Annotated in this window: 13 protein-coding genes; 3 read left to right on the top strand and 10 right to left on the bottom strand. The window is 33.7% G+C overall.

Annotated elements, in window-relative coordinates; all coding sequences use genetic code 11:
• The first annotated feature begins 6 nt into the window (after positions 1–6).
• Positions 7–1,479: a hypothetical protein gene (locus IE051_RS14535; RefSeq protein ID WP_189361935.1), complete on the top strand. Its 1,473-nt coding sequence runs from the start codon at positions 7–9 to the stop codon at positions 1,477–1,479.
• Here the strand turns inward: IE051_RS14535 and dprA are convergent.
• Complete coding sequence (gene dprA, locus IE051_RS14540; protein ID WP_189361937.1) at positions 1,476–2,579, bottom strand: DNA-processing protein DprA; 1,104 nt, start codon at positions 2,577–2,579, stop codon at positions 1,476–1,478. The two genes, IE051_RS14535 and dprA, sit on opposite strands and share 4 nt — an antisense overlap.
• A 105-nt stretch (positions 2,580–2,684) precedes the next feature.
• Between dprA and IE051_RS14545 the strand changes: the two genes are divergently transcribed.
• Positions 2,685–3,617, top strand: coding sequence for an HU domain-containing protein (locus IE051_RS14545; RefSeq protein ID WP_189361940.1), 933 nt, complete (start codon positions 2,685–2,687; stop codon positions 3,615–3,617).
• A gap of 172 nt (positions 3,618–3,789) precedes the next feature.
• Complete coding sequence (locus IE051_RS14550; protein ID WP_189361942.1) at positions 3,790–4,299, top strand: acyl-CoA thioesterase; 510 nt, start codon at positions 3,790–3,792, stop codon at positions 4,297–4,299.
• A gap of 65 nt (positions 4,300–4,364) precedes the next feature.
• On the opposite strand, the gene IE051_RS14555 is transcribed toward IE051_RS14550, so the two are convergent.
• The 9 genes from IE051_RS14555 to IE051_RS14595 all read right to left on the bottom strand — a co-directional run bounded on the left by IE051_RS14555 (position 4,365) and on the right by IE051_RS14595 (position 12,210).
• Positions 4,365–5,594 carry a murein hydrolase activator EnvC family protein gene (locus IE051_RS14555; protein ID WP_189361944.1) on the bottom strand — a complete coding sequence of 410 codons (1,230 nt, stop codon included), beginning with the start codon at positions 5,592–5,594 and terminating at the stop codon, positions 4,365–4,367.
• Positions 5,591–6,361 carry a lipoprotein insertase outer membrane protein LolB1 gene (lolB1, locus tag IE051_RS14560; RefSeq protein ID WP_189361946.1) on the bottom strand — a complete coding sequence of 257 codons (771 nt, stop codon included), beginning with the start codon at positions 6,359–6,361 and terminating at the stop codon, positions 5,591–5,593. The genes IE051_RS14555 and lolB1 overlap by 4 nt, the downstream gene beginning before the upstream one ends.
• Positions 6,361–7,695 (bottom strand): tetratricopeptide repeat protein, encoded by a 1,335-nt coding sequence (locus IE051_RS14565; protein ID WP_229796828.1) that lies wholly within the window; start codon positions 7,693–7,695, stop codon positions 6,361–6,363. The genes lolB1 and IE051_RS14565 overlap by 1 nt, the downstream gene beginning before the upstream one ends.
• 22 nt (positions 7,696–7,717) lie before the next feature.
• Positions 7,718–8,035, bottom strand: coding sequence for an antibiotic biosynthesis monooxygenase family protein (locus tag IE051_RS14570; RefSeq protein ID WP_189361948.1), 318 nt, complete (start codon positions 8,033–8,035; stop codon positions 7,718–7,720).
• A 17-nt stretch (positions 8,036–8,052) separates the two neighbouring features.
• Positions 8,053–9,072: a sugar phosphate nucleotidyltransferase gene (locus IE051_RS14575; protein ID WP_189361950.1), complete on the bottom strand. Its 1,020-nt coding sequence runs from the start codon at positions 9,070–9,072 to the stop codon at positions 8,053–8,055.
• 35 nt (positions 9,073–9,107) lie between these two features.
• Entirely contained in the window at positions 9,108–9,542 is a 435-nt protein-coding gene (dut, locus tag IE051_RS14580) for a dUTP diphosphatase (RefSeq protein WP_189361952.1), read from the bottom strand.
• A complete protein-coding gene (locus IE051_RS14585; protein WP_189361954.1) occupies positions 9,539–11,005 on the bottom strand; it encodes an oligosaccharide flippase family protein in 1,467 nt (488 codons plus the stop codon). Before IE051_RS14585 ends, dut begins: the two co-directional genes overlap by 4 nt.
• 162 nt (positions 11,006–11,167) lie before the next feature.
• Entirely contained in the window at positions 11,168–11,734 is a 567-nt protein-coding gene (locus IE051_RS14590; RefSeq protein ID WP_189361956.1) for a hypothetical protein, read from the bottom strand.
• Positions 11,719–12,210, bottom strand: a complete 492-nt coding sequence (locus IE051_RS14595; protein ID WP_189361958.1) for an RNA polymerase sigma factor — start codon at positions 12,208–12,210, stop codon at positions 11,719–11,721. Before IE051_RS14595 ends, IE051_RS14590 begins: the two co-directional genes overlap by 16 nt.
• Between the last annotated feature and the right edge of the window lies 1 nt (position 12,211).

Raw genomic sequence — 12,211 nt, forward strand, 5'->3', positions numbered from 1 at the left:
AAACATATGTACAGAAAAGCTTTATTATTATCGTTAATAGCTGTCTGTCATTTTCATGCCCAAAATGGCCTGCCATTTTCTTCAAATAAAAAAGTATATTTAAAAGGGCACTCTGTATTAATAGGAAATAATATAGTGAGTACTCATGCCACTAAGCCTTATGATGGCAAGTCTTTCAATGATGTATTGAAATTAAAATATATTGATATCGATGAAGACAAGAGCACTTTCAGTTCTAGTGAAGCAACATTAAAGACCAATCAAAAAGAGCTAAAAATAGAATATGCTGCATTATATTGGAGTGCTATTTATAAATATGAAAAAGGACGCACATCCACTAAACAACTTAAAGGTAAAAATAAGCATATTAAACAAACCATTTATGAAGGCTCTGAAAGGCAGTCCACAGATGTCAATACTATATTATTAAAAACACCAAATAGCACTTATACCCCAATTAACGGAACCGTTATTTACGATAGTTATAATCACGAAAAATCATTTCCTGACATTAAGCCCTATGTTTGTTATGCTGATGTGACTACAATATTACAAAATGCAGAACAGGTTCATGGCAATTATACTGTGGCCAATATAAGAGCCACGCAAGGTCAGGTTTCAGGCGGATCAGCAGGTGGTTGGTTGCTTTATGTTATCTATGAGGATGAACAAAGCAAACCAAAATACTTCACCACATATAACGGATTTGTTGATGTTTTTAAAAAGCCTGTAGAAATCACCTTCGAGGATTTCAAAGCATCAGAAACTGGCGAAATAAAAACCTCCCTTTTACTTGGCGCTCTTGAAGGCGATCAAAAATTTAAAACCGATTTTTGTTCATTCTTAGACTATAAAAATGAAACCTATATTCCGTTATTTAACAAGGCTAGACCTAAACTTAATTTTTTTAACAGCAGTATATCTATGGGGGAAGGTGTTTTTACCGATAGAAAACCTAATAGCAAAAACACCTTAGGTTTTGATCTGTTAAAAATTCAAATCCCAAATACTAACAATACTATTATTTCAAATAATATGAGGCATGCTCAGGTTAGATTTAACTCGAAAGCCGACCGCTTTTATTTGTTTTTCGTAGCCTTTGAAACCGAAATAAATCCAATTTTTTTAGAACCTAAAACCAATACAGAATCTATTCTAGTTATTGATAAAAACACCAAACCAGATGTAGACGAAAATCTTCAAAAAATAAAAAATATTAAATCCGCCGCGATTCCATCTATTGAAAAAGGCTATTACCTAGTAACCAATGTATTTTCATCAAAAAAAAATGCGTCCAATTGGATGAGCAATTTAAAAGAAAAAGGATTTGATTGTAATTCTTATGTTAACCCTAAAAATGATTGGACCTATATTTATCTCATACATGATGAGGATCCAAGTATCATCTATGAAAAGCAAAAAGAGCTTTCAAATCTAGATGATTTCGAAGATATCTGGATTTTGAAAATCAACTTTTAAATGGCCTCAAACAATTTACCCGGTAAGGGCCTAATCACACCTTTCAGCTCCATAGTGAGAAGCATACTAGCAACTTTATAAATAGGCAAAGCACAAGTAATGGCAATGACATCGAGTTGCTTTTTGTTTTCAGTTTTTAGGTAGTTATAAACTAATTTTTCATCAGCGTCTAGTTCCACAAAAAGTTGCTTCTGAATTGCTGGTTTTATATCATCCTCTAACTGCCAATTCAACAAATAAGGAATATCAAATGGCGTTGTAATCATATGAGCTTTTTGCTGTTTTATGAGATTATTACAACCTATGCTTTGACTATCCGTAGGCCTTCCGGGAACTGCAAAGACATCACGATTATACGAATTAGCAATATCAGCAGTAACTAAACTCCCTCCTTTTTCAGCAGATTCAATAACAATGGTTGCTTCGCTTAAACCTGCAATAATTCTATTTCGTTTTAAAAAATTGTTTTTATCAAAAGTATCGGTACTCCAAAAATCAGAGAAAAACCCACCATTTTTCTCCATATCAACCATATATTTCTTGTGAACTTTCGGGTATATTTGATTTAATCCATGTGCTAAACAAGCCACGGTTTGTAAATTATGCTTCATGGCTGCTCTATGTGCGGTGATATCAGTTCCATAGGCAAAACCAGATACAATTACCGGGTTATATGGGGCCAAATTTTCCACTAATTTTTCACAAAAAGCAATGCCATTATTGGTTATTTTACGGGTACCTACAATACTCATGATATGTTGTTGTTTTAGGTCAATAGCCCCTGACTGAAACAGTAATATGGGGCCGTCAATGCAGTGTTTTAACTTTTCGGGATAATTTTCCTCTTGAAAGTAAGAGACTTCTAGACTATTTCTTCTGATAAATTCAATTTCTTTTTCAGCCTCTTTGAGATGATTCTTATTATACAATTCACTTAAAATATATTGGCCAATACCGGTAATTTTAAGCAATTTTTGTTTCTTTTCTTTAATAACAGCTTCAGCAGATCCACAATGTGCAATCATTTTTTTTGCCGTTACACCCCCAATATTAGGCACATGCTGTAAGGCTAATGTATAAAGTAAATCATTTTCGCTCATGGTATCCTATTGATTACTAAAGCACAAGTAAAGAAATTTTTACACTGTTAATAAATTCTTTCGTCGAAATTTTTAATAAAAGTATAATTTTTTAACTTTGATCTTATGCAACTAGAAACCTACATAAGCGATTTACTATATAGATATGAGTGTGTCACCGTTCCTGAATTTGGTTCGTTTTTAACACAATCTGTATCTGCCACTATTGATGAAGAGTCAAATACCTTTTATGCACCTAAAAAAGTGCTCTCTTTTAATGAACAAATTCAGCAAAATGATGGTTTATTAGCCCATTATATTGCCGATGTGGAAAAGATCCCTTTTGAAGATGCCAATAAAAAAATAGCAAGACGGGTTAAGTTATTGAAATCATATTTAACACAAGGAGAAACCCTTACTTTTAAGCATATTGGAGAGGTTGTTTTGAATAACGAAGGTAAAATTCTATTTGAGCCCGAGTATCATTTGAATTATTTAACTGATGCTTTTGGTTTGTCTCAGTTTGTAAGCCCTGAGGTAACACGGGAGAAACTCAAGAAAGAAGCTGAAAACATTGAACGTGTTATTCCTATTGCTTTAACTCCTGAAAAACGTAAGGCTAAACCTTATTTAAAATATGCGGCTGTAGCTCTAATTGCCCTTACACTTGGTGGTTTTGGTGCATCTAAATTTTATGTAAATCAAATTGAAACACATAATCAATTAGCACAAGAAGAAGCTACAAAATTACTTGATACTAAAATACAGGAAGCCACTTTTAATCTAAATCCGCTTCCAGCTATCACCTTAAACCTTACCAAACAATCAGGGAACTATCATGTTGTTGCTGGTGCGTTTAGAGTTGAAGAAAACTCGGTTAAAAAAGTTGAACAACTTAGGGCCTTAGGATATAAAGCTAGAAATATTGGCATGAATAATTCGGGCTTATATGAAGTTGTTTATGGTAGCTATGAAACTGGTAAAGAAGCCTTAAAAGCCATTCGCGTTATTAGAAAAACGCATAATAATGATGCTTGGATAAAGGTAGACAACCTTTAAGACCTAGTAGTTAGGTAAAATACCTTATACTTTTTAACCTTATACTTCTCATTAGGAAGCCTGTTTTAGTTCCTTAATTTGCCTATAAACTCATAGGACAATACCCTAATATTTATCACTTCATTTTCGTCTTACATAAATATTCGTTTTACCTTTGCCAAAAAAACGTGTAATGAAGGCAAAGACCCCAGAACAATCAAAAACAATAATGACTGATTTGGTTTTACCTAGTGAAACCAATCCTCTAAATAATTTATTTGGTGGCGAGTTGTTGGCTCGTATGGATCGTGCAGCCAGCATTTCTGCAAGACGACACTCAAGACGTATTGTGGTAACTGCTTCTGTAAATCATGTGGCCTTTAACAGGGCTGTACCTTTAGGTAGCGTAGTTACCGTTGAAGCTAAAGTGTCTCGGGCATTTAAAACCTCAATGGAAGTATATATTGATGTGTGGACCGAAGATCGAGAATCTGGTGAGCGTACCAAAGCTAATGAAGCTATTTATACTTTTGTTGCCGTAGATGAAACTGGAAGACCTATAACGGTTCCTGAAGTCATCCCTGAATCGGCGCTTGAACAAGACCGCTATGATGCTGCTCTGCGAAGAAAACAACTGAGTCTCTTACTTGCGGGTAAAATAAAACCTTCTGATGCTACCGAATTGAAAGCATTGTTTTATTAATTTCCAAGGAGGGTACTTTGTATTTAGAATTTCAAAGGATCATAATAAGATTCAAATAAAAAGAACTACATCTTATAAATCCAACTTTCTGGGTTTTCTGTTGAAAATCCTTTAGAGATGGTAAAACTCAAGATGGTTTCTCCATTACTAGGATTGGTAAACACCTCGCCAATCTCTTGCTTAGTAGTTACCTTTTCTCCTTTCTTAACATACACTGATGTTAGGTTTTTATAAATAGTCAAATAATTCCCGTGGCGAATCATAACAATAGGATTCACATTTTTAAGCTTTAATATTTCACTAACCTCTCCATTAAAAACGGCTCTTGCCTTTGCACCTTTAGAGGTGGCAATCCGCACACCGTTACTTTTAATGGTTAATGATCTATTAATAGGATGTCTTTGTGTACCATAACCAAGTCTTACTACGCCACGTTCTACAGGCCAAGGTAACTTTCCCTTGTTAGCAATAAAATTTGATGCTAATACCTTCTCCTCAGCAGTAAGTGCAAAACTTGTGGAATTTGCTTTTTTGCCCGCCTTAGCATTTGACTTTGCAATTGCAGCCCTAATTATTTTATCAATTTCTCGATCAATTCTAGCAGCTTCTCTTTGTTTTTGTTTGATTTGCGCTGCGTACAATGATAAGTTCTTTTTAATTGATGTCATCAATTCTCGGTGCTGTGCTCGCTCTTTTTCTAAAGACTTTTGCACCTCCCTATTTTCAGCTATCAGTGTTCGTTTACTCTCTTGCTGTTTCAATAGCTTAATATTCGTTTCCTGTAATTCAGTGGTTTTACTCTTAATAATATCTCCTTGTTTTTTCTTATAGTCTGAATACTGCTTGATATATTGCAGGCGCTTATAGGCTTGTTTAAAATCATTAGAGGACAACAAAAACATAATCCTGCTTTGCTGATTTTTACTTTTATAAGACTTCACTATCATCGCTGCATAATCGGCCTTAAGCTGCTTTAATTCGTCTCTTAAACTCGTTATGTGCTTTTGATTTGTATTAATTTCTCTTGTTAATAAATTTGCCTGCTGATTTGTTACTTTAATTAAATTTGATAGCACACTTATTTTATAATTAAAATCTTCAATTAAAGACAATTCAGACCGCTCCTTAGATTTATTTTCGGTACGTAGCGCGTTGATTTTTTGAATTTCTCTACGCAATTCTTGGCGTCTAGATTCTAACTGTTTTTGCTTATTGTTTTGCGCTACAACCATAGTGCTAGAAAACAAAAACAGCAGTAAAAAACAGAATTTATATGCGGACTTTATAGATATCATTCAAGTTGTATTTTTTTAAAACCTGAAGGTATTTTAAACGGAAAACGTAGCTGATCATTGAAAGCAAGATTTTTATACTCCAATTTAATCACTATTTCTTCATTGCCTTCAACAGCTATCACTTTTATTTGTTCTGGCATGATGTATTTATCAACCTCCTGGTAAACCAAATAATCTATTTGTAAATGTCTAAATTCTTTAGCTTGCGAAATTTGTTGAGATTTCACCTTAAAATTGGTAGGGTATAACAGGAAAAATATTTCGAATAATTCTTGTTGGTCTTTGGGCTGAACAATGTATGATTCATCATCTACAGATGAGGTGTAATCACTAGATTTCAATGTATACAAAGTCTCTCCAAATAGCAAATTTTGAACCTTCTGAAAATCCAATTCAGTCCCTAATAAATCACTCAGGTATTGGAAATCACCATCAAAATAGGTATTGTCTAGCTTATTATAAAAACGCACCTTTTCAGGGGTTACCATAGCCCTGATAACCGAAAATGAAGCATTTATCCATAATACTTTATCTTTTTCGGCTCTAAAACTAACGGCATGCGTTTGCGACTTCCCCTTTTCTTCAACAGTTATTTTGAGCTTGGCTTGTAGGGTCTTGAATTCAGCAGCTTGTTTTGCATTTTCCTTTATGAGTTGTTTTGTAGACAAATTAAAATTCTCATTGCCAACAGCCACAGACTTAGTTGATTTACATCCAAAACTCAACAGTAAAACAGTGCTAATAATTACATATACGTATTTCCCCATTAATTTGTAGATTGTATTTGTTTTGCTTTATCACTAAACGCTTTTGCTTTTACAGTATTGTTTAACGACCCATATGCTTTACTCATTTGCTTATAAAAATCAGCTTCCATATGAACATCGTCAATAATGTAATCTAAACCTATTTCTAGAGCATCTAGAGCGTTCTGAGGTTTATTTAGCGCATTATTAGAAACCCCATTGATTAAATAAAATATGGGCTGTGATGGATAATTTTCAAGAGCGCCATTACTGACCTTTTCGGCAATATCATATTTTTCAAAGTCGATATAAAGCAAAAGTATATTATTTAAAACACTAAAGTTATTAGGCTCCAATTTCAAGGCTTCTTCAAAATAATTTAAAGCCTTAACCTTATCTCCTTTAGCTAGATAATACTGACCTAACTCAATGACCGTCTTACTATCGTTTGTATTACTAGCCATTGCTGTGGCTTCAACCAAATCTCCCTCATACTCGGGATGCTCTCCAACAAAATTCACAAAGTCAGTGAGTACTTTAAGCTTGGCTTCAGACTTAATTTCTGGGCTTTTCACTACAATTTTCATAGACTCTATAGCTTTATCAATCTCATTATCATCTAAATAAAATTTATATAAGGCTAAATGAACCATTTGTGAATCCGGATTTATTTTTAAAAGGGCCTGCGCTGTTTCAAAGGCTTTTTCCTTTTCGTTATTTTCACTATAACGGAAAATAAGGGCTAAATAATTAGCCTCTTTTTCAGGATTGCTTTCAACGCGATCTTGTAAATTTTTAATTTGATCGTCTTTCCTTCCTGTCGCTTCGTAAATTCGGTTTCGCAAAATATCGCGACTCACTGAAACACCATATTCAGCATCCATTTCATCCAATATTAAAAGTGCAGCATCATACTGTTCTGTTCGCACATAAAGGGCAGCTAAATCCTCCTTATAATCCGGATGATATTCTACGAGTTGTTTTACTGTTTGAAGTGCTTTTTCATGTTCATTTTGGGACGCATAAAAACCATAAAGCTCATCAAGAAACCATTCATTATCAGGGTCTTTTTCAACGGCCTTTTTTAACGCCTCTTCAGCGGATGAATAATTATTTAGGCTGTTATAACATTTTCCTAATTCAAAATATAAAACCGGGATAGACTGGTCTAAAGCAATACATTTTAAAAATGCTTCAGCCGCTTTATCATAGTTTTCAATGCCTTTCTGTTTTAATCCCTCATAAAAAAGTTCTTGAAACTCATCTGCATTATCACCTAAATCATCATCTGGTGTTTTATTAAAATCAACTTGAGCATAATTCAAGTGCGGCATTAATAAAATCCCGAGGAACAAAACTAATATATAAAACTCCTTTTTAATCATATAATTTATCGGCAAGTAAATCTTCAACTACTTCAAATTTATGCAAAATCTCTATTTTACTGCAAGATTTACGCATTAGACCTCTAAATTTATCAGCCTGTTCTTTAGGAAGGTTTCCTCCAGAGTTATCAAATTGATCTTTACTTGGCCATTGCGCATAAGCAATATATTCTAAGGTGTCTTCTTTATGCAAGCGTGACCCTAAACTTCCTTCATGCTTATAAATTAATGCAGTTAACCCCTTCCACCCTTTAAGAAAGCTCTCTTCCTGCTGGGGCTTCACTTGAAATGAATAAAGAACAACGTACATAATTTAATGCGCTATTTTTATTCTAAAACAGAATAATCACCAATACTAATACTGGTAAATTCACCATTATACTTCACGTAATTACCAATCATAGCATTATTTAAATTGGCATTCCTGATTTCAGTATTTGTTTGAATTAAACTATTCTCAATAGTCGAATTTTCAATAACCGAATCATTTCCTATGGATACAAAAGGTCCAACCGTTGAATTTTTCAACACGACGTTTTCACCAATAAAACAAGGCTCGATGATATTTGAATTTTCTAGTATAGCCGAAGAAGCAACAAGCTGTTCTTCACCATCTGACTTTAAAAAACCTAACATGCGTTGATTAGTTTCAATGGTAATGGCTTTATTTCCACAATCCATCCACTCATCAACAGTTCCTGTTTTGAACACCCTACCGTCTGCCATCATTCGCTTGATACCATCGTTTATTTGGTATTCCCCACCATTCATTATATTCTCATCTAATATCTCTTGCAGCTTTGCTTTCAAAACGCCAACATCTTTAAAATAATAGATTCCTATCACTGCTTGGTCAGACACAAAGGTTTCAGGTTTTTCAACAAGTTCAACAATCTCTTCGTTTGTGTTTAGTTTTACAACACCATAAGCTTCTGGATTATCTACTTGCTTCGTCCAAATAACACTATCAGCCTCTGGGTCTAAATCAAATTCAGCTCTAATCAAAGTATCGGCATAAGCAATTACTGCAGGACCGGATAAAGAAGGTTTTGCACACATGATAGCATGACCTGTGCCTAAAGGTTTATCTTGTCGGTAAATGGATGCTTTGGCACCTAAACTTGTTGCTAACGTTTTAAGACTTTCTACAACATCATCACCAAACCAAGCGGGGTCTCCCAAAACAAAAGCTATCTCATCAATAGGTTGTTTTAAAACTTTGGCAATATCCTTAACCAATCTGTGAACAATAGGTTGGCCAGCCACAGGTATTAAAGGTTTAGGTACTGTTAAGCTGTGAGGACGTAATCTTGAACCGCGTCCAGCCATTGGGACAATAATTTTCATTTTTCTACTGTTTAGTTTTATTAATAGCTATTTTATTATTTGACTCCAGTACTACCAAAACCACCTTCACCTCTATCGGTTTCAGAGAGTTTTACTACTTGCTCCCATTCTGCTCTTTCATGCTTGGCAATAACCAATTGAGCAATACGTTCGCCGTTTTGTATAGTGAAATTTTCATTCGATAGGTTAACTAAAATAACACCAATTTCTCCTCGGTAATCCGCATCAATTGTTCCTGGTGCATTGAGTACTGTAACCCCTTTTTTTGCCGCTAATCCACTCCTAGGCCTTACCTGGGCTTCAATACCAACAGGAAGTTCTATATACAAACCTGTGCCAACAATACTTCGTTCTAAAGGTTTTAAAATTCTATCTTCTGATAAGCTAGCGCGTAAATCCATCCCCGCAGACGCTACGGTTTCATAATGTGGTAAGTCGTGATTGGATTTGTTTATGATTTTGATTTTCATACTTTCTTATTTAAAAGTTTTCTTATTTCCTCTCGTTCTGAAAAATAAACGATGCTCAAAAATACAATTAACATAGTTACTCCAATAAAATAATTACCTCTAAATTGATAGAAAGATACTATTGAAAATGTAATACTTAGAAGCATGTATAGTCCTATTTTCTTTAAATTATAAGGTATGGGGTAATATTTTCTGCCAAAATAAAATGATAATAGCATCATAGATGAATATGCCGCTAAGGTTGCTATAGCAGATCCCTTATAACTCATTATAGGAATTAACCATAAGTTTAAGATTAGGGTTAAAACCGCTCCAAAAACAGAAATATATGCCCCAAATTTAGTTCTATCCGTTATCTTATACCAAACAGATAAGTTATGATAAATACCTAAACAGAAATTGGCTAGTAATAAAATAGGCACAATCCACATGGCTGACCAATACCCTTCATCACCAATAAGAATGACTTTTAATACATCGGCAAAAACAATAACACCAAGCATAATTAAGGCACCAAAAATGACAAAAAACTCCAAGATTTTGGCGTAATTCTTTTGCGGGTTTTCAGCCTTAGCATGACTAAAAAAATATGGTTCTATACCAAGCCTATACGCCGTAGCAAAAAGGGTCATAAACAGAGCCAATTTATAGCAGGCCGAATACATTCCTATTTGTGTTTCGGCAATATCTTCAGGTAATATTTTATCGAGTAGAATACGATCAAAAGTTTCGTTCACTGAAAAGGCAAGTCCTGCAATAAAAACTGGAAATGCATAACGCATCATCTTTTTCCAGAGTTGTTTGCTAAAGATATAATTTACCTTGAAGTAAAGCGGTAACATGATTAGCAGTGTCACCGCACTGGCAATCAAGTTTGCAATAAGAATATAATTTATTTCAAAATTTGGCCTATAAATCGCATCAAAAATAGGAGACTTTAATGCCAAATTATCCAACCAAATAAGAAAAAACAGGTTTAAACCTAAATTGATTATAACGTTTAATATTTTAATTACCGCATAACGTATGGGTTGAGCATTAGCTCTTAACCATGCAAATGGCATAATTGCTAGGGCATCAAATAATAAAATCCAAATGACTAAATTGATATATTCTAATTTAATATCTACAATATTGGAGATTTGATTTCTGAATACTATAGCAGAAACAAAAAAAGCTAAAGATGTAAATATCAGGGATATTACAGAGGTACCGATAACGGTATCTTTATCATCCTCCTTATTGTAAAACCTAAAGAATGCGGTTTCCATCCCATAAGCCAGAATAATATTAAATAAAACAAAGTAAGAATAAATAATGGATACGCTTCCGTAGTCTGCAACTGTTTTTAATACTTCATCATCTGTATGGAGTCTTACTAGCAGAAAGCTTAACATTCTGGGTAATACGGTTGCTAATCCATAGATGAATGTTTGCTTAAATAATGACTTAAGTGCGCTCAATACTTATATTTTTATGCCGCTAAAAGTACGTTTTTCACCAATGCCAACCAAAGATTAGTTATCGCATGAACGTATGGATTTCATTCAAAACTACCAATCCTTATTTAACCTCATTAAAAAGCCTGAATGTGCCGCTTTATATTCTTAGTTAAGTTAGCAAAATTAGGCTTGCATCTGTTTTAAAATTGATATTTCATTTAAGACTTGTTTTCTAATAAAAATACCCATTACTATAAAAAATGCGAATCCAGATACTAGGATATAATAATAAAACCCTGTAGATAAACCTTCTTTAAAAAATGGCAATAGCAAAGAAAAACCTAAGAAGTATGCAGCAAACACAATAGGTGTAATAATATAGTGCGTCTTAATACGCTGTTTATAATAATTGGTTATTATATTTTTAAAGGTATTTGCCTTAACAGCAAGATTAACTTGCCCAAGTTTTTCAATACTAAAACGCTCTATTATTATTCTTGTCAATAAAGATCCGACCATTAATCCTAACGCTAAGGCTACTTTAACATTATTATAGGCTGCGATATAAAAAAAGAATCCAATTAGAACTACTATTGTAACTCCTAATACAACATTAGTTATACGTTGCTTCTTTTTTAATAATGCTGTTTTCTTAACAATCAATTCTACTCCATTAGGGGGTGCTATAACGGTTGGCTGCTTTTCCCATTGAGATTTTAATTCTTCAAAATTCATTATTTCTTTACACATTTAGTTAATTTTTCCTTTATTCTGTGAATTCTCACGCGGATAGCTTCATGGCTCATCCCCATGACATCAGCAATTTCTTTTTGCGGCAGACCCTCAAGTTCAAGTAGAATAATACTTTTACCATGACTATTAAGCGTATTAATACAGCTATATAATTGTTTTATTTTATTCGACTTGTCCTCTTCTTGGACGGCATCCTCTGTGCTTTGTAATACATTAAGATGGCTTGAAATATCAACAGGTTTCTTTTTCCGAAGACTCATTAAGCATGTATTTACTGTTATTCTGTAAATCCATGTGGGTAAACTAGATTCATTCCTAAAAGTTCCTAAATTTTCCCAAACTTTAATAAAAACATCTTGGGTTATATCCTTAGCTAATGCCTCATCACCATTGGTATAACCTAAACACAATCGGTGTACTTTAGGGTAATTAGAATTGTATATGATATCAAACTTAGATTGTAAATCACTCATA

Origin of the sequence: Algibacter mikhailovii, assembly GCF_014651495.1 — a bacterium.
Taxonomy (GTDB): domain Bacteria; phylum Bacteroidota; class Bacteroidia; order Flavobacteriales; family Flavobacteriaceae; genus Algibacter_E; species Algibacter_E mikhailovii.